The 21821-nt window shown below is 39.4% G+C and carries 20 protein-coding genes; 8 read left to right on the top strand and 12 right to left on the bottom strand.

Going from position 1 to position 21821, the window contains the following annotated elements:
- Positions 1-34: 34 nt before the first annotated feature.
- Both M028_RS0106055 and M028_RS0106050 read right to left on the bottom strand, forming a co-directional pair.
- On the bottom strand, positions 35-2014 hold the full coding sequence (locus M028_RS0106055) for a hydantoinase B/oxoprolinase family protein (protein ID WP_026573102.1): 1980 nt from the start codon (positions 2012-2014) through the stop codon (positions 35-37).
- Between the two features lie 16 nt (positions 2015-2030).
- On the bottom strand, positions 2031-4058 hold the full coding sequence (locus M028_RS0106050) for a hydantoinase/oxoprolinase family protein (RefSeq protein WP_026573101.1): 2028 nt from the start codon (positions 4056-4058) through the stop codon (positions 2031-2033).
- A gap of 517 nt (positions 4059-4575) precedes the next feature.
- On the opposite strand from M028_RS0106050, the gene M028_RS0106045 reads away from it, so the two are divergent.
- The 3 genes from M028_RS0106045 to M028_RS0106035 are packed head-to-tail and all read left to right on the top strand — an operon-like array spanning position 4576 to position 8519.
- The gene (locus tag M028_RS0106045; RefSeq protein ID WP_026573100.1) at positions 4576-6642 is read left to right on the top strand and encodes a sigma 54-interacting transcriptional regulator; all 2067 of its coding nucleotides are present in this window, start codon (positions 4576-4578) and stop codon (positions 6640-6642) included.
- Positions 6643-6652: 10 nt separating this feature from the next.
- Positions 6653-7537 (top strand): 5-oxoprolinase subunit B family protein, encoded by an 885-nt coding sequence (locus M028_RS0106040; RefSeq protein ID WP_026573099.1) that lies wholly within the window; start codon positions 6653-6655, stop codon positions 7535-7537.
- Position 7538: 1 nt separating this feature from the next.
- Positions 7539-8519, top strand: coding sequence for a biotin-dependent carboxyltransferase family protein (locus M028_RS0106035; protein ID WP_026573098.1), 981 nt, complete (start codon positions 7539-7541; stop codon positions 8517-8519).
- A gap of 142 nt (positions 8520-8661) precedes the next feature.
- Here the strand turns inward: M028_RS0106035 and M028_RS0106030 are convergent, their stop codons facing one another.
- Positions 8662-9330 (bottom strand): hypothetical protein, encoded by a 669-nt coding sequence (locus tag M028_RS0106030; RefSeq protein ID WP_026573097.1) that lies wholly within the window; start codon positions 9328-9330, stop codon positions 8662-8664.
- Between the two features lie 261 nt (positions 9331-9591).
- On the opposite strand from M028_RS0106030, the gene M028_RS29530 reads away from it, so the two are divergent.
- Together M028_RS29530 and M028_RS29525 are read left to right on the top strand one after the other, a co-directional pair.
- Complete coding sequence (locus M028_RS29530; RefSeq protein WP_035423845.1) at positions 9592-10056, top strand: VanZ family protein; 465 nt, start codon at positions 9592-9594, stop codon at positions 10054-10056.
- Positions 10057-10159: 103 nt separating this feature from the next.
- On the top strand, positions 10160-11737 hold the full coding sequence (locus M028_RS29525; protein WP_035423843.1) for a glycosyl hydrolase family 28-related protein: 1578 nt from the start codon (positions 10160-10162) through the stop codon (positions 11735-11737).
- A 503-nt stretch (positions 11738-12240) separates the two neighbouring features.
- Here the strand turns inward: M028_RS29525 and M028_RS0106010 are convergent.
- Positions 12241-12831 (bottom strand): DUF1836 domain-containing protein, encoded by a 591-nt coding sequence (locus M028_RS0106010; RefSeq protein WP_026573095.1) that lies wholly within the window; start codon positions 12829-12831, stop codon positions 12241-12243.
- 129 nt (positions 12832-12960) lie between these two features.
- Between M028_RS0106010 and trhA the strand changes: the two genes are divergently transcribed.
- Positions 12961-13608 carry a PAQR family membrane homeostasis protein TrhA gene (trhA, locus tag M028_RS0106005; protein ID WP_026573094.1) on the top strand — a complete coding sequence of 216 codons (648 nt, stop codon included), beginning with the start codon at positions 12961-12963 and terminating at the stop codon, positions 13606-13608.
- Between the two features lie 36 nt (positions 13609-13644).
- Here trhA and M028_RS0106000 read toward each other — a convergent pair whose 3' ends face one another.
- The 5 genes from M028_RS0106000 to M028_RS0105980 all read right to left on the bottom strand — a co-directional run bounded on the left by M028_RS0106000 (position 13645) and on the right by M028_RS0105980 (position 17487).
- Positions 13645-14073 (bottom strand): DUF488 domain-containing protein, encoded by a 429-nt coding sequence (locus tag M028_RS0106000; protein WP_331280305.1) that lies wholly within the window; start codon positions 14071-14073, stop codon positions 13645-13647.
- Between the two features lie 40 nt (positions 14074-14113).
- Positions 14114-15208 (bottom strand): LLM class flavin-dependent oxidoreductase, encoded by a 1095-nt coding sequence (locus M028_RS0105995; RefSeq protein ID WP_081810673.1) that lies wholly within the window; start codon positions 15206-15208, stop codon positions 14114-14116.
- 79 nt (positions 15209-15287) lie between these two features.
- Entirely contained in the window at positions 15288-15518 is a 231-nt protein-coding gene (locus M028_RS0105990) for an excisionase family DNA-binding protein (protein WP_026573091.1), read from the bottom strand.
- Between the two features lie 8 nt (positions 15519-15526).
- The gene (locus tag M028_RS0105985; protein WP_026573090.1) at positions 15527-16555 is read right to left on the bottom strand and encodes a P1 family peptidase; all 1029 of its coding nucleotides are present in this window, start codon (positions 16553-16555) and stop codon (positions 15527-15529) included.
- Positions 16552-17487: a dipeptidase gene (locus M028_RS0105980; protein ID WP_026573089.1), complete on the bottom strand. Its 936-nt coding sequence runs from the start codon at positions 17485-17487 to the stop codon at positions 16552-16554. The genes M028_RS0105985 and M028_RS0105980 overlap by 4 nt, the downstream gene beginning before the upstream one ends.
- A 154-nt stretch (positions 17488-17641) precedes the next feature.
- Between M028_RS0105980 and M028_RS0105975 the strand changes: the two genes are divergently transcribed.
- Positions 17642-18019, top strand: coding sequence for an SET domain-containing protein (locus M028_RS0105975; RefSeq protein WP_026573088.1), 378 nt, complete (start codon positions 17642-17644; stop codon positions 18017-18019).
- Positions 18020-18064: 45 nt separating this feature from the next.
- Here the strand turns inward: M028_RS0105975 and M028_RS0105970 are convergent, their stop codons facing one another.
- From M028_RS0105970 to M028_RS0105960, 3 genes are read right to left on the bottom strand one after another with little or no spacing between them, the layout of a single operon-like run.
- Complete coding sequence (locus M028_RS0105970) at positions 18065-19381, bottom strand: purine/pyrimidine permease (RefSeq protein WP_026573087.1); 1317 nt, start codon at positions 19379-19381, stop codon at positions 18065-18067.
- Positions 19382-19404: 23 nt separating this feature from the next.
- Positions 19405-20379, bottom strand: a complete 975-nt coding sequence (locus M028_RS0105965; RefSeq protein ID WP_026573086.1) for a bile acid:sodium symporter family protein — start codon at positions 20377-20379, stop codon at positions 19405-19407.
- Between the two features lie 15 nt (positions 20380-20394).
- A complete protein-coding gene (locus M028_RS0105960; protein WP_442852776.1) occupies positions 20395-20751 on the bottom strand; it encodes a rhodanese-like domain-containing protein in 357 nt (118 codons plus the stop codon).
- Positions 20752-20959: 208 nt separating this feature from the next.
- Here M028_RS0105960 and liaG point away from each other — a divergent pair, with 208 nt between their 5' ends.
- Entirely contained in the window at positions 20960-21811 is an 852-nt protein-coding gene (gene liaG, locus M028_RS0105955) for a LiaG family protein (RefSeq protein ID WP_026573084.1), read from the top strand.
- Positions 21812-21821: the final 10 nt, after the last annotated feature.

The following is a 21821-nucleotide window of genomic DNA, read 5'->3' as shown; positions in this document are numbered from 1 at the left end:
AATAGCAAGGATCCTGAGACCCTTGCTATTTAAATTACCCCCAATATACAAGTGAACGTTTTTTCATTGACTCCCTGAATTGTGCAGATGATTTAACTAAAACCTTATTTGTTTTATAATCCATGATGACACCGTATTGTCGGATGACATCTAATTTGTCAATCTCTCCATTCTGATACTTTTCCTCAACAACCATTGGGTCCGTTTCTAACCATTGTTTTCGATTCTCTCTAATATAATTTCTTTCCTGTTCTGTTGCTTCAAAATCAATTTCAAATTGATCGAGATCCCGGTCAATTTCCTTTATAATAACCCCATAATCTTTCTTGGCTCTGTCAATTGACACGTACTCATCAATTACATCTTCAAGAATGGATTTTGGATCTCTCTCAAGAGCATCCCCTAAACCGCCGCCGCCAGCAGATGGTCTTGTAAAGGAATCGCCGCTTTTTACCTTTACATTTGAGAAAATAGCCCCCAAATATTGTTCTTCTTCTTTGCCTGGATTTAACCATGCGCCATGAGGATAGGATGGCAAACCTCCAAATATCCCCCATGTAACGGAACGTGAACGGTCACAGCAATAGGACATAACAGAATTCGATAATTTGGTTAGGTATCCGCCCTTCTCAACACCGCACCCTCCGCGGTATTTTCCTGGGCCGCCGGAGTCCGTGATAATTTCATGTTTCGTTGTGATAACAGGAGACAGTCTTTCCTGACCTTCACAAGGCTGCACACTTAACCCTACACCAAATACTGGAGATGTAGCATTTGCGCCATCGCGGTCCGAACGGCCACCATGCCCCCCGGCCATCCAGTCATACCACATAAAATAATTATTTTGATCGGTTCGTTGATCATTTCCTCCGATTAATAAATACTCTAGATTAAATGAACAGGCTAATGCTCGTTCCGGCATAATATTCGACCACAATTCAAAGCAGGCATTCATAATTTTTTCATAAGCTCCTGAGCAAAAACCTGTTACCGCAATCGGAGCTGGCGCATTTACAACAGAGTTTTCAGGTAATTTTACTTTAACGACCCGATAAAACCCTGAGTTTAATGGCACTTCTGGGAAAAAGGTTTTAGTTCCAGCATAGGCAGCCGATAAAGATGCACCAAATCCAGCGTTTAAAAAGCAGCTAATATAGCCATGGGATTCGGATAAATCATATAAAATTTCATCATCTGTAATGGTCATTTTCACATGAATTGGAATAAGGCCATCTCCTACTTCTGGATCCATATCAATATAATCCGTAGTTTCCCAAGTACCTTTTGGCAAGGAAACAATTTTCGCTTTCGTTAATCGTTCCACATAATCCTGAACTTCTTCAAATGCAGTCAAAGTGGTCTCAATCCCATATTTTTGAACAATACCAAGCAGCTGTGTTTGCCCCACTTTGGCCGCCTCTACCTGAGCCCGTAAATCCCCGATTCTCTCTTCAGGAAGACGCATATTGATTGCTATTACATTAACAACATCTTTTAGGAATTGGCCTTTACTATAAATTCTTACTGGTGGAATTCGAACACCTTCACCATAATGCTCTTTTGCATTAATATCGAAAGACCCAGGTGTGGACCCTCCCATATCTGCCCAATGTCCATTTGTCTGCATTAGGGCTATTAATTTATCCTCGTAGAATACCGGCAGTATGACACGGGTATCATTAAAATGAGTGCCTCCCCGGTAAGGGTCATTCACCAAGAAAACATCTCCAGGGTGTATATCATCTTTAAAATCCTCTAACACTGCCTTTGCGGTTAAATGCAATGTTCCCACGTGAACGGAAATATCCTGCGTTCCTTGCATGACCGTATTTCCTTCTGCATCACAAAGAGCACAGCTAAAATCACGGTTATAAATAACAAACGAATAACAAGTTCTTAAAATTTGTTCAGCCATTTGGTCAACAAGATTTACAAATCCATTTTTTAATACCTCAAATGTGACCGGATCTAATCGGTTGCTTTGTACTTCAGTGATTAATTGGGTATTGCTCATGTTTTTCACCTCTTCTTTACTTATTAATTGTAATAATTAAGTTGCGGTATTCATCGACAACTGCGGTGAAATCCGGCGGGATAACCGTTGTGGAATCAAGCTGTTCCACGATGGCAGGGCCTTGAATTTCGGAAGCAACAGGTATTTTTTCGCGATCATAAACATTTGTTAAAACAAATTGTTTATCGAAGTAAACTTCTCGCTCCTCTTTAAGTGCATCTTCCAACCTTCCATCAGGCCCAAACTTCGGAAACTCAGGTTTTGGAACTGTTCCGATCGCAGTTAAACGCAACCCATATATTTCAACCTGCTGATTTCGGTCCGAAAAAGAAAATTCACGTTCATGCTCTTGATGGAAAGCTTCTAGAGTCGCATCTAAAGATTGCTCTCTTGTTCCGATTGGGACTGCCAAAGACCTCCACTGGCCGCTATAGCGCATGTCAATATAACGCATTAGCGTAGAGTTCTCCTTAGTGACTCCCTCTTCTTGAAGTAAAATTTCAGCCTCCTTTTCCAAGGCATAAAACTCTGAATCAAGTTCGTCCAGCGTAATCTGTTCAAAGTTTTTCACATATGTCTTTGAAAGGTCATGGCGGACATCGACTAGCAGACAGCCCATTGCTGCAGCAACCCCAGGGTGCGGCGGTACAATGACTGTCGGGATTTCCATTTCCTTAGCTAAATATGCACCATGTAATGGACCGGCACCACCAAATGCTACAAGTGCGAAATCCCTTGGGTCATAACCGCGTCTGACAGAAATCAATCTTAGTGCATCACACATATTGGCATTCGCCACTTCGAGAATGGCATTTGCCGCTTCGACGTTTGAATACCCAAACTCATCGGCAATTTTCTCAACAGCTTTAACCGCTTTTTCTTTGTCCAACTGCATTTTCCCGTCTAATAAATCGATTCCAAGACGGCCAAGAACTAAATTGGCATCAGAGTTCGTTGGCTCTTCTCCTCCGCGCATATAACAAGCTGGCCCAGGGACAGCACCAGCACTCTGCGGACCATTGCGTAAAGATCCACCCTCATCTTTCCAGGCAATACTTCCTCCGCCAGCACCGATCGTTAAGATTTCAATGCTTGGAAACCCGATTGGATAACCATATTCGATGTACCAATCCTTTGTTATCCGGATATCGCCTTCATACATTAAGGAAATATCCGTACTGGTTCCCCCCATGTCAAGGCCGATTGCATTATTGAAGCCGCATAGTTTGGCGATGTGTTTACTTGCAATTGCACCTGCGGCAATCCCTGAGCTGGCAAGCCGTGCAGCATAACGCGGAACTGTACTGGAAGTCATCACACCTCCGCCGGAATGAAGAACAAGGATATCCTCTTCATATCCTTTTTGTTTCATTTCCCCCTCTAGTGTGCTGATATATTTACTTACAATTGGCCCTAAAACAGCATTTACAATCGTTGTGCTCATCCGCTCATGTTCAAAAATTTCCGGTAAAACTTCGCTCGAAGTACATACATATGTATCCGGCAATTCATCCTGAATGATTTCTTTCACAATTCTTTCGTTTTCAGCATTTACATAGGCGTTCATAAAGCAAATGGCAATGGATTCAGTCCCGCGCTTTTTTAACTTTTGAGCGAGAACACGTACTTCTTCTGGATCAACCGCGGTTAAAACATTGCCGTTATAATCGATTCGTTCATTTATTTCAAAGCGGTCACGTCTTTGAATATAAGGTTTTGCCGTATCTTTATAGGCATCCCAAAGATCTAGCTTTGTTCCCCTTCGAATTTCCGGTACATCTCGAAATCCTTTCGTCGTAATTAAAGCAGTCTTTGGAAGCTTCCTTTCAATCAGTGCATTAGTGCCCACTGTTGTTCCATGGGAAAACACCTTAATGTTTTCTCCTTTTAGCTGTGCTTTTTCAATTCCATCCAATATACCTTGTTCTGGGTTTGAAGGAGTAGAGGAAGTTTTGGTAACTGAAATCTTTCCTGTTTCTTCGTCAAAAACAAAAACATCTGTAAATGTTCCACCTACATCAATTGCAAGTCTTGTTTGCTTCAAATGAATTACCTCCTCTAGTTAAATTAATAATTATTTTTCTTTCATGATTGATTTTGGTGATTAATAGCCATTTGAAATCGCTCTCATTTCTATTTCTTTGCAGCATTCCACCTTCCATTTCTTTTGGGTATAAAATATTTTGTTTTATTGTGAGTTTCACTCTTAGAAAAGAAAAGGTGTGAAACTACTACAAAATTACATTTGCAAAAATTGTGCCAGAGGGTTCAAATTATTATAAAACTCACTAAATTTCGATTATTCAACCAATTAATCCATAAAATCTTTCAAAATTGAAAGTTATGTTTCAATTTTGAAAGATTTCAGGAAAATCCTACAGTATAAAAGGGGCAAGCCAGAAAACTACTCGTCAATCTTTCAAAAATGAAATACCTATATAATTCAATCTAACTATAATTGTTTGTTATTTTGATATTGAAAGATGGTATGGTTATAAACATTACCTGAATGTTCTTAAAAGTTGCTATAATAAAATAAGTCCAAAAAGGCGGTGATTACCATGTTTACCTGGAGACAAATTTTACAATTAAATCCAGTTAGATTACCAATTGAGTCCACGATTGAGCAGGTATTAAATCAAATAACAATAACTCATACCGAACTGGTACTTATCGTAAAAGATGGTAGAGTAGTAGGTTACGTGGATCAACAATCACTCCTACAACAGATTCAAATTTCATTCAATCTACAGCGGCCTATTGAATATCGTCAAGATATTTTAAAGGTGCCTTTAGAACATGAGGTAGAATTTTATCACAATATATCTGTTTACATCGGAGTCAACGAATGTGATGAAGTTGAAGGATACTGTACCGATCAACAGGCACGACAACGGATGCATGAACTTCGGCTTGCTCATTTAAATCAACTCTCTGCAGGAGCAGGAATTGGAATGATCACCACTAATTCTTCCCTTGAAATTACCTTTGTTAATGAAATGGCTGAAAAAATTTTAGGGTTATCCTCTGCTTTTCTATTAAATCGCAAATATAGTACTTTAATAGAAATGAAACAGAGTTTAGTGGATGTTTTAGCAGGAAAATCACTTATTAGCGAAAGCAGTTACCTAAATTTTAAACATATGATTGGAAATTTTTCTCCCCTAATCGTAAATGGGAAATGTACGGGGTTAATTCATATATTCTTTTTGAGAGAACATTGGGAAGAAGCTGCTAAGGAGTTGGAGTTTGTCCGTGACCTTAGTGAAGATTTACAAGCAATATATTCATCCTCACATGAACAAATCATGGTGGTTAATCCGCAAGGGACCATCATGCGGCTCACGGGAACATTTTTAAAAGATTATTGGGACTTAGACCATCCACATGAAGTTACAGGGCTGAATGTTTTCGATTTGGAAAAAAAGGGCTTCTTTCAACCGAATATTGTGGAAATGTGTATAAAAAAAGGAAGTAAACTAGCTTGTATTCAAGAAGGGAAAAATGGCAAACGACTCTGGTCTGTAGCTACTCCATTTTTTTATGAAGGAGAAATAAGCAAGATTATTATCATTTCTCGGGATATTACAGAGGTAAACAAACTAAGAGAAGAATTAATGAAAGTTCAGCAAGAATCAAAGGGATATAAGCAAGCGTTAGAGGAAATAAAAACCAACTCCTCCAAAAAAGGCAAGCTGGTCTATCAATCCCAGGTAATGGAGCGGGTAGTAGAGGAAATACGAATGGTTGCTGATGTCGATTCCACAATCCTCATTCATGGTCAATCCGGGGTAGGAAAAGAAGTCATCGCAAATGCTATCCATGAGTGGAGTACGCGGCACACACACCGATTTGTCCAAGTGAATTGCGGGGCAATTCCCGAACAACTAATTGAAAGCGAATTGTTCGGCTATGAAAAAGGAGCTTTCACAGGTGCGGATGCCAAAGGAAAGCCCGGTTATTTTGAAATGGCGAATCAAGGATCCATTTTTTTAGATGAAATATCCGAACTGCCATTAAACATGCAAGTTAAATTATTGAGAATTATTCAGGAACGGGAAATTACCCGTGTTGGAGGCATAAAAACGATTCCTCTTAATGTACGAATTATTGCAGCCACCAATCGGGATTTATGGGAGTTGGTGCAGGAAGGAAAATTCAGAGAAGATTTATACTACCGCTTACATGTCATTCCGATTTATATCCCCCCACTCAGGGAACGAAAAGAAGATATTATGCCTTTGTCTTTATATTTTCTTCAGCATTACAATCAGATGTACCAGAAAGATAAACACTTTTCTCGTGAAGCTATAGATGTACTAGAGAGCCATACGTGGCAAGGGAATGTTCGAGAACTCCAAAACGTGACCGAACGGCTGGTGGTGACTTCACGGGAAAACAGAATACATCGAGATGATGTCCTTTCTATCCTCTATGCCGACCAAAAGCGGATAACAGAAGATGTTGTAACCTTGGGGTTAATGCCGTTAAAGCAAGCTATAGAAGAGGTTGAAATCCGTTTAATCACATTGGGGTTAAAAAAGTATGGTACTGCTGCAAAAGTATCTGAAGTTCTACGCGTAAGTCCTGCAACCATAAGCCGACGTATTAAGAAACTATTGAAATGAGGGTGGAATCATGTTTACAATCCCAGAGACTCGTTTTCACTTTGGGGGTGACGAATATATATTTGCTGAAATTTCTAAAGAAATGAGTGCAGAAAGCAACTTCAAGGCATTAGCGATCACGAAAGAACTGAGAAGTCGGAAAATCCCAGGTGTTTGGGATATTTGCCCGGCTAACGCATCGTATCTTATTCGTTTTAATCCTGATATTATTTCCGCATATGATTTGTTAGATTATCTTAAGGAAATCGATATTATAAAAAGCAATCCAGCAGAATTAAATTTATCCATACGTATTGTGGAAATTCCCATATGGTATGACGATCCTGTTACACAAGAATATTCTAGACGATTTAAGGATCGCCACCAAGACCCCTCTTTAACTAATTTTGAGTTTGTAATGAAAAAAAATGGTTTTAGAGATAAAGATGCCTTTATAGAAGCACATACCTCAATGCCGTATCTTATCAGTATGATGGGATTTAATCCAGGGACTGCTTGGGAATTCCAGCTAGGCTTGCCGCGGGAAAAAATGATTCAAACTCCCAAATATATGAGTCCAAGAACGGATACTCCAAAACAAGCTGTTGGTTTAGGGGGGTCTTTTACGGCAATTTATCCGGTATCTGGACCGGGAAGCTATCAACTGATCGGGATGTCTGCAGTCCCTGTCTTCCAGAAGGAGCAACAATTGAAGGATTTCAATCAATCCCTTTTTCTCGCTCGGCCAGGTGATTTGTGGAAACACTGCTCTGTTACGGAGTCAGAGTATCAGAGGATTAGTCAAGAGGTTGAACAGGGTACTTATCGGTTCAGGATTAAGGAAATTGACTTTTCTCCGGAAGAATATTTTTGTAAAGGAAGAGCTTATATACTTGAGCTAATGGAGGGATTTTAATATGCTACGAATTCTTGAGCCAGGTTTGCAAACAACTGTTCAAGACCTTGGGAGATACGGAAACTATCATTATGGTGTCCCTCCGAGTGGTGCAGCAGACAAGTATTCATTCATGGCTGGGAATCTCCTACTTGGCAATCCCCCTGAATTTGCAGGATTAGAAATGACAATAATTGGATCAAAAATAGAATTTCAAAAAGATACCGTGATTTCTATTACTGGGGCACCGATGGAGCCGCAGATTAATAATCGTCGTATTCCGATGTGGGAGAATGTCAAGGTACAGGAAGGAGATATCTTACGTTTATCACCCGTGAAACATGGAGTTAAAACATATCTATGTATTTCGGGAGGAATCCAAGTCCCTGAAATATTAGGAAGCCGATCAACTTATATATTTAGCGAATTTGGCGGTTATAAGGGTCGCAAGCTTCTGGCTGGAGATTGTGTTCCTATTGGCGAACCATTGCCGGGAGTGTTTAAACAGGTTGGTAAAACAATTAGCTCTAATTTTTTACCCGATTTCCCTAATTCAAATGAGCTTCGTGTGTTGATGGGTCTGTCGGGGTCATTAGTCAGTGATGAGGGAATAAAATCTTTCCTTAATACTAACTGGAGAGTATCGACAGAATCCAATCAAGTAGCCTATCGATTTAAAGGCGGTTCAATCGGGTTCCGAAATACGGAGCCGCCATTTGGGGCGGGAGAAGGGTCCGGAAATGTTGTCGATACTATGTATCCAATCGGCGGGATCATTGTACCGAATGAAGAGGAAGTTATTATCCCATTACATGATGGAACAACCGGTGGCGGATTTGTTACAATTGGAACCGTTATTAGTCCTGACCTAGACCGGATTGCACAGTCCAGACCCTTGTCCACATCTCGATTTTTAGCAGTGACGATTGAGCAGGCAATCGAAGCCCGAAAGGAACGCCAAAAGAAAAACAATGAACTAATTGAATTATTAAATAACATTTAGACTCCAAAGCCATCTTTATCATTCTTTATCTTTCCGCCCACTTCACCTTTTTTGAGTTTGAAGTGAAGGAGAATGGGTGCCTGTCATCACCATCAAGATTGTATTGAAAATAGCCCCCACTAACCAGTGAAGGGCTGCTTTTTTACCTGAATTTTAAATTATAAGTAACTTTTTCACCTAACTGGTTAAATTCATCATCGAATGGTCCATCCACCTGTATTTGTATGGATTTAATCGAATCCAAGTTACTTTTATTTACTTTTAATACAATCTTTCCACTCTTTGTAGTATTCCCAAGGAACTCCCCATCAACCTGTTGTGAATATGAAATGGCATCCTCTATTTGTTCTCCTGTATTAAAAGCGTAAATTCCTTGTACAGGGAACCAATTTACCTTTTTAGTTGAAGTGTTTTGAACCTTAACATCTAAAACCACCGCTTTAATTGCCGGCATGTATTGGTCATATTTGTAACTAGGATTAACTGTAACCTTACTCACGGTCATTTTCATCGGACCTGATTGAAGTACAGCATTTACATTATAAGATTTCAGCTTAGTCCCACTTGGATGATAATCCTTAGATGTAACGATATATTTATTTGATTTTTTATCATATTTTACTTTACCGCCAAACCACGAAACAACGTCGTTAAGAGGTACATATGCTTTTTTATTAATCATTTTAACACTTACTTTTTTGGCTTTACCATTAAACCAGACTGATAATTTTGGTGCAGCCCATACCCCTAAACTAAAAGATAAAAATACAAAAAATGCTACAAACCCTGATAATAATATTTTTTTCTTCAATTTCAACTTCCTTCCATGTCTAATTTATTCGAATTGAAAGTTCACTACAACGATATAAATTCCTGCACTTATTTAATACTTTTAAAACAGTTATCTCCGAACGATAAAGGTCCGGTTATTATCTTCCCCATATATTTTTAAATTACTAATAAAAAGCAGGTAACGAACATTAACTTCATCATGCAAAAGCCGTATAATTTGTTTAGAGCCATTAAAATCCGTCAAAAATGATGGATAAAAGAAGTGTAGGAGAAGTAATTCATGAATCAACAACGTACCTCCAAAATAGTTGATCCCCAAAAAGATAATCAGCCTATTAAAATTTTCGCAATCCTTCTATGGGGCTTGTTTCTATTGATCAATACTTGGACAAATAACCTTGAATTAATGATTCATTCCGGATCTGTTGAATTTAAATGGAACCCGTCACCAGACTTTATATCATTCTTTAATTTTAATGATATCGCCTTAATCCATCCCTACTTTGTTGTGATCAAACTGGGACATTTTATTGGCTTTGCTATCATGGACCTGCTCATTTTCAACTTGTTAAAAAGCCATAAGTCGTCCATTACAATATCCGTTGCCTTCGCCTTCTTCACCGAGTTTTTTCAACTCTATTGGGGGCGTGATGGCCGTTTATATGATCTTGGCATCGATACACTTGGAATATTGACAGTTTATATCATGATAAAGACACTAAATAAGAAAGATCAGACAAAATAGAAGTCCTGCCCACTCCACACGGACAAAACTTCTATTTTGTCCACGAACGGTGCCTGTCACTTTGTGAAACAGTGTCACTTTTTGAAACGGAGGTGAGTATGAGTTGCTTTCTTTAGGTAAAAATCATGATCCGAAAAGGAATGGGGCGATTCTCAGCCAAATCAATGGCGGTCAGCTTGACATAAAAAGAGTTTTGCATGAAACTGAGAAACTATACTTGGAATGTACGGAGAAAAAGATTCCCCTCCCTGCTCCTGTGCAAAAGAAGCAGGCTTTTCAAGAGAGAATCCTTTCTGGACTATTTCGTCCCCTCTCTTCCATAACAGAGCTCGGAGCTCCTTCCAAAACTATGATGGATGCAGCAGGAAATGTTTATCCAGAGTGGAAAGAGACGCTAGATAATGAATACAGCCACTTATTAAGCCGTCTCACTCAAGAAGTAAATGTAGCCGATTTTGGTGCAATCGGAGATGGGCGAACGGATAACACCGCGGCCTTTAAAAAAGCGATTGGGACTGGCCGGGTTAAAGTTCATGTGCCAGAAGGTATTTTTATAACAAAAGGACTCCTTTTGCCCTCCTGGACCTGCCTAGTTGGGGTAGGAAAAGGGAAAACAATCATCAAACTGCACGATGAAGCCCCAAAAGGAAAAAGACTTGTGACAAACGCCAATCATTGGCGCGGTAATCACCATCTCTTTGTCCAAGGCATGACGTTAGACTGGAATGTCGAAAGGCTTGGTAATGTTCCAAAAACGGCCTCCTGGGGCAATCATTCCAGCTGTTTAACGTATGCGAATGTTATCTATGGCTGGGTTCGAGATGTTGAAGCGATTAATCCTGGTCTCCATTGCTTTGATATTACGTCTACCCTGTACAATTATGCCGGGGATGGCTATCGTGCCAAGGGCGGAAGCAGCTATATATGGCTGGATAACCTGAATGGCTACGGGTTTGGCGACGATGGAATTACCACCCATCACAGCGAAAAGATCTTTATTTCGAATTCCCATATGTGCGACCCAAGCGGGCGTGCTCATAAAAAAGGCTTTTCAAATTCTAATGGTATTGAAATTGATGACGGCTCTAGAGACGTTATGCTCGCCAATAATTCCACCGCTAGATGCTTTGGCGGGGTTGAATGTAAAGCACATGAAAATTCCTCTGCAGCTGCAAATATACAAATCATCGGCCATCTTTCCGTTAACGATAACCGTTCTTTTAATTTTCGCCATATCGGCCATCACAAAAGTACTGATCATAAATCAAAGACGGCCTTTAATCTAATGGCAACGAATCTAGCTGCCATTGCGCCAATTTACTCGGATTTATATGTGGACTCGACACCAAGGGGGTTGGTTGTTTCTGCTTATGAGAATGTTGTCATCAACCATTTTACTCTTGTAGGAGATCCTGATTATGAATACAAAGGCAACCCCGTAATCGCGATTCAATACCGTGCAAGAAAGGTCATTTTAAACCATATAAACCTTTGCGATTTTAAAAAAGCAGGTGCCGGTATAAAGATTTACGGTGGTGCCAATCAGGCCGATTCCGTTCGAATTGAAAATGTGGTCGCTAAAAATTCTGGGTCTAGTGCGGTTGAGGTTGAGCAAGGGATACAGGATGTGATGACCATAAATATAAAAGAGTTTACAGAACCTGCTTTGAATAAAAAATAAGCATATCTTGTCCTTAATCGTGTAACCAGCAAAAGTAATATATATAAGCGGAGACTTTTCGGTTAAATGTAGAATGGAGCTCATTTCGGGATAAATAAGGGAAGGTTTTCCGATTATACAAAGAAAAATCCCCCAATTTCGCATTTTTCGAGTCAATAGGCGGAATTTCTCCGCCTATTTAGGCTTTTTTTTATAATAATTTCTAATTAAGCGTAATTCCTCCGTCTATTTATTAGCTTGGGTGCTTAACCTGATCCCCCAACCGATAAGTGCGGACCCCCTTGGTCCTGTAGGCGGGAATCAGCAGCTAAATATCAATAAAATTGGTACTCAAAACGGCACTGACTTATTGTCCATCATAATAATGATGTCAATTGCTATGTCAAAGTTAATGAAATTTCGTAGAAACCTTGATATATAGAGAAAAAGACGTATGCCTAATTCATACGTCAATTCTTATTTTTTATTAAGAAAGCACCCGAAAACGGAACCCTCTAGGATGATCATTTATGGTGCTTGCCTTCTTTTTCAACCGTAATGGTATCCACGAGCTTCTCAGCCACTCGTCGATAAAGATTGCTCATATGAACTAACGAAGAAATCATTAAAACTTCCTCTATATACTGAGACTTTTCTTCCTGCAATCCCTTTACTTCTTGTTTTACTGCTTTAATCCGCTCCTCAATATCCTTGTCAAAATCCTCTACATTCTGCGCAGTTAGATTCAAATAGCTCGAATAAAAAGAGTCTAACTCAATGTCTTCCATAATAATTTTTTTATTCATCTCATCGAGCATTACCTTAATATCATTGATGGAGAGGCCTCCTTTAAGCTGATAAATCAAACTGATTAAAATGAGATGTTCTTTGGAATATTTTTTATTTTGTATTGGAAAAATAAGCTTCCCTTTTGCATAGTTATTAATCATGGTTTTCGTCAAAACCTTATCGTCTTCCTTCCGTTTTGACTCACCAAATTTATTTTCAAATAATTGAATAACCTGGTCCATATACAAATCAATCTTCGGAATTTCCTCTAAAGTCAGGCTTGTATTTAAATCAAGCTGATCCATAATAGCTTTAATTTTTTCCATTCAAAAACCCCGTTCTCAAAAATTTCTAATTTGATTATACCTAAACGAATAAACATTGACTAGCTAATGTTTTATCGGTATGATTATATGTAGTCATTAAAACTACATGTTGCGTTGGGAGGATTTAAAATGTATCAGTATGTTCGTGAACCCATCAATGGATTTACCCATTTGGCCGGAGCCCTTTTATCGTTTATCGGCCTGCTTGCAATGGTCATCAAAGTATCGATGAACACTCCATCACCACTTTCGATAACTGCTGTTATTATTTTTGGAGTCAGCATGATTTTACTGTATTCGGCATCAGCCACCTATCACATGGTCATTGCCCGTGATAAAGTGATTGCTTTCTTAAGACGACTCGATCATTCGATGATTTTTGTGTTAATCGCAGGGACGTACACACCTTTTTGCTTTATTAGTTTAAATGGAAAAATTGGCTGGATTCTCTTTTCAATTATTGGTGCTGTTGCGATTTGCGGGGTTGTTTTTAAAATGGTTTGGTTTCAATGTCCGCGGTGGATCTCAACCGCCCTGTATATCGCAATGGGCTGGATGATAATCTTTGTTTTCTCTCCCCTTGCAGGTAGTTTGAATCCGTTCGGTTTGTTTTTATTAATTCTAGGTGGCGTTTTTTATACCATTGGCGGTGTAATTTACGGAGCAAAACCTAAATTTTTGGAATTTAAAAATATGGGATTCCACGAGATTTTTCATATTTTTATTTTACTTGGAAGCTTAGCTCATTTCCTCTGTGTTTATCTATATGTAATATAAAAAATCGGCTTGGGTTGCTCCCCAGGCCGATTTTTATCATTTCCGATTTAGCTCTTCTTGTAATACGTTGGCATGGTTATAGATTGGATCCTTTGCCCCATATAAAAGCGTTACCCTTCCATTGGAGGTTAAATCAACGATATGGTTAATCCCTCTCACCTTTTCTTCATCGTTCCTAAGCTCTTCCGCATATCTCAACTTGAACTCCTCAAAAAGCTCCGGCTTATGGCAAAACCATTTTCTGAGCTCGCTGCTTGGGGCCACATCCTTCAGCCACTCATCTAGTTTTGCAGATTCCTTTGAGATTCCGCGAGGCCAAAGGCGATCAATTAAAATTCGATAACCATCCATTTCGTCATATGGGTCGTAGATTCTTTTTAAGAAAATATCAGCCAATGTCTTTAACCCTTCCTTGCTTAAGTATTCTTTTCCGTCCATACAATTATATAATTCATTAAGCAGCAAGGGAAATTCTTCTATGATTCACTCTTAAGTCATGGTTTGTTTATTTGTCAGCTTGGGTAGCCAATGTTGAATTTTTTGTTTCCCTTCGAACAACTGGTGCTACTTTCGTTGCCAACAACTCTATGTTTTCAGCCACTTTCTTGAAAGGCATGCCACCAATATCCATTTGTGCTATAAAGCGTTGATGTCCAAAAAGTTCATATTGGGTTAGGATTTTTTCGATGATCTGTTGTGGACTTCCGACAAATAATGCTGTATCTGGTGCTGCGAGCTGTTCGAATTCTTCTCGACTCATGTGATTTCTTCCTTGCTCTTTACTGAAAAAATCACGGTAATGGGCATAATAAGGATAATAATCGTCTTTCGCCTGCTGGGTCGTTTCCCCAATAAACGCATGTCCCGTTACAGCCACTTTCAAATTTTCCAGCGCATGTCCTGACTGCTCCGCTGTCTTGCGATATACATCCACAAGCGGTTTAAAGCGTTTCGGATCACCACCGAGAATCGCCATGGTTAATCCCGTACCGAATTTACCTGCACGTTCTGCACTTTCCGGAGAACCTCCTACCCCAACCCAAAAAGGAATACCATTTTGTAGAGGACGCGGTGCAATCTCAGCATCAAATAATGGCGTACGATAATGGCCATTCCAAGTCACTTTTTCATTCGCATTCAACTTTAAAAACAAATCGATATTCTCTTCAAATAAGCCGTCATAATTGTCCAAATCATACCCGAATAATGAAAAAGACTCTACAAAAGCCCCTCGCCCTGCTATAACTTCAGCCCTGCCGTTTGATAAAAGATCCAGTGTTGCAAAATCTTCAAATAACCGGACAGGATCCACAGTACCTAATACAGTTGTAGTACTTGCCAGTTTAATCCGCTTTGTAACCTGCGATACGGCAGACAATACAACTGGCGGTGATGAAATCGCATAGTCTAAACGATGATGTTCACCAACACCAAATACATCGAGACCAGCTTCGTCAGCCATCTTTGCCGCACCCATAATTTCTTTCAATCTCTCACTTGCACGAATTGTTTTCCCGGTTTGAGGATCTGGAACTAAATCACCTAATGTATAAATTCCAATCTCCATACCGTAATGTTCATCTGCCAAAATTATCTTCATTCCCCTCTATCATTCAGAAAAGAAAATTTGTTATTAGTATGCATTCCATGATCGCTTTCATTCGTTGCTAGCCTGAAAGTTAATCCTCATCCTTCACATCAAGATCTTCCGGAATCGGCTCATTTAAGATTTCCTCAACTAGTTGTTTGTATTTTTCCATCTGCCTCAAATGCGTATTAAATTGATCTTTATAAATTAAATATTCTGTTCCGTCATAGAGGGTACGAATCTTTCGCTTCTGCACGAGCTTTTCTACAGTTGAAACCGGGACAGATAAATACTCTGCTGTTTCTTTTATAGTTAGATACACTTTAAAGTTCATTCCTTTTTAAAATTAAGTTGGTTAACAACGCGGCCATTACGCCCCTTTGTGGTCTCAGCCTGTGACAGGGAGTTTAAAATCGCCTCCTCGGCCGCCTCAGCAGCTCCCATAAAAAGCTGATTCATAACCGAATGGTCCTCACGTAGTTGTGAGCGCATCTCCAAAGCATCCTCTGAAAAATGAAGAATTTTATGTGCCGTTGAAAAAGCAATCACAATATCTCCACTTCCATGGCTGAAATGGCTGCCTGTCCGCCCTAAACCAATTCCGCAGCGCTTAGCCACACGCTTAAGCTGCCGGTCGCTTAATGGCGCATCTGTCGCAAGAACAAGGATGATCGAGCCATCAGCTGTTTCCGAAAGAGCTTCTCCTTCACTAAAATAACGTGCCCATTGAAACTCTTCTTTTCTTCCAAAATTGCTTAGAACAAGGCAGCCAATCGTATATTCTTCAATTTTACGTGAAGACGTTCCAATCCCGCCTTTATAGCCAAAACACACCATTCCCTTACCAGCACCAACAGCCCCTTCTCTAGCAGGCTCAGCGGTTGCTTTTCGAATGGCTTCTACGGCATGCTCCGGCTTTATCGGAAAGAGACGTATCGAATTAAGATAGCTGTCATTGCATTCACCAACAACCACATTGATAGTTCCTGTTGACTCTCCAATTTCAGGATTTTCCTCTAACATATATTGCAGCGTGCCCTGCGCAACCGCCGGAACAGCAAAGGTATTTGTTAACAGAATAGGTGATTCAAGCACTCCTAATTCATTGATTTGAACTAGACCCGTGGTTTTCCCAAATCCATTTAGGACGTGGCAGTTGGCCGTTACTTTTTCTCGAAATAAATTTCCGTTATGCGGCAAAATGGCAGTAACTCCTGTACAGGCATACTCATTCCCTGATGCATCCAAAGGGTAATCCAATGTTACATGTCCTACCCTAACCCCTATTACATCGGTAATACAATTCTTATCACCTGTTGGCAGTTTCCCGATCCTTAAACCAGCCTCCCTGATCTTCATCTTCCAATTCCCGGTCTCTTATCTAGGAAGTTTTGGCCAGCAAATCCTCTAACCTCTGCTTCGGAATAATGCTTTAATAATTCATTAATGAGGTTTTGGCTCTTCGATGCATCTTCCAAGTCCGTGATAAATTCAGAAATCCCATCAAAATCCGAACCCAATCCGATCTGTTTCACACCGCCAAGTGAACAAAAATGGTCAATATGTTTAATAAGGTCTGCAATGGTTGCTTCTCCCTCTTCTTTTACAAAGGGAGGATTATAGACAACATGAATTAACCCGTCCTTTTTAAACATTTCCACAGCCATTTCATCCGTTAGATTCCGTCGATGGTTGCAAAGCGTTCTTGAGTTGGAATGACTGGCAATTGGATATTTTGCAATCTCCATAACATCCCAAAATGCCCGGTCAGAAAGATGGGAAACGTCCGTTAGGATTTTATGATCATTATGAAATTTGACGATCTTTTTCCCAAAATGGGTAAGTCCGGCACCGCGTGGTTCCCCAGCTCCATCTGCTGCAAGGTTGGCATTATTCCAAGTCAGGCCGACCGAACGAACTCCAAGCTGATAAAGAATATTCAGCTTCGCTAAATCATTGCCAATTGCATCAACACCTTCAAGCGTTAACATCGCTCCAATCTGACCAAGCTTAAGATTGTCAAAATCTGACCACTCCCGTATCTGAACCATATCTGGGTTCTTCCCAAGAACCTCCTTGTAAAAATAATCAATCTGCTGAAGGGCTTCTTGGAATTTTTGATCAGAAGGAATTTCCGGTTCGATAAAAATCGCAAAGCACTGAACCTTCACTTTCCCTTTATGTAAACGTGCTTTATTCGTCTCTAATTCAAGGGCATCGGCAAAACGCAGTCTACCCTTCCCCTCTGAAAGCTTAAGTAATGCATCACAATGCAGGTCAATGATATTCATATTGAAAGCTCCTTTTAAAAAGAAATAAAAGATACACCCATTATACTTCTCTTCCACGTAAAAAACAGGTACTTGAATTAAGAGTAAAAATATTTGCTTTTATCCATACTAACTGTCAAGCTAAGAAGAAAAGAACTTTAAACAGGAGATTACTATGATTGAGATTAAGACTTCAACGATCAGTGCAGGAGAGTTTAATCGAGGAGTATTTGCCACTTGTGATATTGCAGAAGGGGAATTGATTCATGAAGCCCCGGTCATTTCTTATCCGAATGAAGAACATGAACACATCGAAAAGACACTTCTTGCGGATTATGCCTTTGAGTATGGGAAAAACCATACAGCCATTCTATTAGGGTATGGGATGCTGTTTAACCATTCTTACACACCCAATGCCAGGTATGAAATTAACTTTGATAATCACACCTTTGATTTCTATGCTTACAAAGATATTAAAGCAGGAGAAGAAATCTTCATTAATTATAATGGCGATGTCGATATCGATGATCCCCTCTGGTTTAATAAAGAATAACAATATCCTCTCGGCGAAGAACGCGAGAGGATTTCGTTTTGTAATTTAGTTCAAATATATAGCAGGATTTTTTTTCTCCCGGAATACCACATGTTCTAGTAGTAAACATAAAATTAGACCAACAAGTAAGCCATTGGCCATGATATTACGCAGCCATGGAGCAATCGTTTCAAACGCAGCAGTCGGGACAAACATCATTCCAATCCCAGCCATTAACGAAAGACCAATTACTAGTAAATTTCTCGACGATGGTTCCTGCCCCATGAGGTCGCGGATGCCAAAACCCATCATTTGAGAAAATAGAATAAATAGGGATGTATAGGCAACCTCCATCGGCAAATGAGAAAAAAACTCACCAATGTATGGAAAAAAGCTAGAAATCACAATTAAAACCGCCCCAACCACAATTGGACTTTTCTCTTTAATTCCTGTGGTTCCAATGAATCCGGCAGAAATGGATAATGGCACAACTCCTACTACAGAAAAGAGTCCTGAGAGAAATAAATTGACCCCATTGCCGAGAATTCCTTTTGAATACTCGCGTGGCTTTATCTCCCTATCGATAGCAGTCCCAACCACTAGTATACTTGCAATTACATTTGAAATTAAGATAATAGCAGTGATGACAGAAGTTAAGACAATCCCAAAATCAAACTGTGGTGCACCCCAGGTAAATACTTTCGGAGCCGCAAACCATCCTGCTGGCTCGTACGTTTTTCCTGGTTGAATTAATCCTAAAAAATGAAATAATAACCAGCCAATCACAATTCCAATTAGAGGTCCCATGCTCCTCAGAATTCCTCTTGCCTTTAAGGAAAAAAATAAAATTACAACGATTTCTATTAAACAAATACCAATAATTTTCCCATTTAGATGATTCGTTTCGGTAATTCCCAGCATGCTTTTTATAAAGGAACCACTCATTTGGCTGACGAGCAAAATTAAATAGACTCCAGTTACAATAGGGGTAAACAAATTTGTAACTTTTTCAATTATTGGTGAAAAACCCAATATCACTAAAATAATTCCTGCAATGACTAGACCCATTTCTAATTGCTGCAATAAATGCCCTTTTTCAGAAGGGGCACTCATGGAACCAAGAACAATGAACAAAGCCCACCACATACCGGCAGCACCTTCCACCACTTGAAGTCGGTGTCCAATGAACAACTGGACTAAGGTAGCTGCCCCCGTTACAAATAGCATGCGTTGCATAAATGTTGAGATTTCGGCGGGAGACATATGAAAAGCTGCCCCGACGACGATAGGGACGGCAATAATATTGGTGAGCATAAAGACTGACCATTGAATGCCTTGAATTCCAGTCAAAAATCCACTTCCCGTTTTTGTGAAATTACTCATTCATCTTTACTCCTTTTTAACAACTATACAGCAACAGATTTAGATTCTTGGTGTCCAATCTTTCTATCATAATATTTATTTAAAAAATGTCCATTTAATGAGGCTAAAATTTGTTGGAATAGCATGCCGACCACGACAGGAACAGCTACAGCAGCAGGGAAATAAGAAACGGCAATAACAGCTCCTGCACTAATATTCCGCATTCCGCCAGTGAAAGTTAATGTAATCACCGTATCACGGTCACTTTTGATTAACCGTCCTAGGAAAAAGGAAAATAAATAACCAGTAAGGGCAATAAAAAATACCACCAAGGTAATAAGGACTAATTTTAGATGGAGATGCCGCAAATAGGGGGCAACAACAGAGCCGTTTAACATTACGACGACCCCCATGCAAATTTTTGAAAAAGGAGCAAGCTTTGAACCTAGTTGCTCCTTAATCCTTCCCTTCGTTAGCTGATTTAAGAACATACCGATTAACGAAGGAATGACCACCATTCCAAATAAACCCTTCATAATATTTATGAAATCCATGTTGATTTTTTGACCCATGAAAAGAGAAATGGAGTAAGGAACAATAAGTGGGGAAAGTAATGTATCCACTAAAATAATCGATAAGGTCAACGGAATATTTCCTTTGTAAATCGATACCCAAATAAAACTTGTGACACCTGTTGGAATGACCATAGCCAGGATTAACCCTGTGATTGTAAAGTCATCCCCGTAAAAGGCAACATGCCCCACCCCCCAGGCCCAAAGCGGCATGAACACATGTAAAATGCACATAGCTAAGAATACAGGGAATGGATGGGTAATTACCTCTGTTAGCGATTTAAAATTTGAACTTAGGCTTCCGGAAAAAGTCATAAACGCAAATAACCAAGGGACTAAATAGGAAAAGTCCTTTAGATAAACACTCAATATAACTCCTAAGATGACGCTGATGGGTGTTATCAAAGGCAAAGTTTTTTCTAGTTGCTTATTTAATCTTTGCAGCATGAAGATCTCTCCCCACTATTTTTCCAGAGATTTTTTATATTCCTTCCATGCCGTAAGGCCACCCTCTAAAACTTTGACTTTATAATCAAGGTTTCGGAGGATACTAGCACATTTCGCTGCAGAATTTCCTGTCGTACAGGTAACGATGATTTCCTCTTCCCTTGGAAGGGATAATTTCGCATCCTCTTTTGTTTCCTCTACTCCAAAAATAATCGTTTTAGGAATATTGAGGTTTTCAATTTGAGGGGCTGCTATGTGTTCAGCCTGATATTTATCTTCAGCTCGGACATCAAGAAGCAAAACCTTTTCATTTCTTTTTAATCGTTCATGTAATTCTTTTGGCGTAATTTTTTCTGTTGTCAACTTAAACACCTCCAATACAAAGAATAGCACAAATTCCAGTAATTTAAAGTATTTCGTCTACCAAAATATATCCACTTTTACTTCGTGTGAAAGGTCCCCCAGTTCCGTACGTCTTAAGTCTTAAAAAGAATTAAATCTCCAGTACATTGTGAGAAATGCTTTCCCCCTATAAGATGTATTTAGAGATAAAAACTGGAAATAGGGTGGGAGAAAAAAGATGAAAAGAATTGTGATTATTTTATTAATCATTACGGGTTTATATTTTGTTTTTCAACAATCGCTGCGTTTTGATTGGTTTTCTGCCGGGAGTCGTGAAGGTATTGCTGTGATTTCAGAGGATGTCCATGTCATTAAAGTTGATGTTTCCGCTGTTAATGCGGCTATTATCCCAGCGGATCGCCTGAATTTAAAAGCTGTACTTCAGGGAAACGGGAAACTGACTGTGAACGAGGACGGTGATACGGTTGAAGTCACGGTGAAAAAGAAATGGTTTGATTGGTTTGATTGGACCCCATTTAAAAAGAAAACATTAAAAATCTATATTCCGGAATCCTATAAACAAGATATGGAAATTGATTTAGGTTCCGGCAATCTTGAATTTTCGGGGAAGTCTATGAAATTAGACGAATTATCCCTCGATATTGGATCTGGAAATATGAAGCTCGACAACCTCACTGTGAATCATTTTAATCATGATGGTTCTTCTGGTAATGTTCAAATTGATTCATTAACGACCAAGACAGGATCGTTTGACCTCAGTTCAGGGAATCTTGATATTCAACATTATAAAGGGAAAATAAACGGGGATATTTCATCAGGAAGAGCAAAAATTCAGGTAGACAAATTAACCGATTCGATTAATCTTGATGTAAGTTCCGGGATCGTTAATCTTGACCTGCCGAATGATGCAGACTTTGATTTAGACGGTGAAGTGAGCAGCGGTAATATTTCCTGTGATTTTCCTTTGAAGTCCAAAGAATTTAATCGGAAAAACATTAAAGGTACACATGGTTCAGGAGAACATAAAATCAATTTGTCTGTTTCGAGCGGGAATATTGATATTCATTGAGAAAAAGCGC

The sequence above is a fragment of the Bacillus sp. UNC438CL73TsuS30 genome (genome assembly GCF_000482325.1).
In the GTDB taxonomy this organism is placed as follows: Bacteria; Bacillota; Bacilli; order Bacillales; family Cytobacillaceae; genus Neobacillus.
This window is presented reverse-complemented; position numbering and strand designations above follow the sequence as displayed.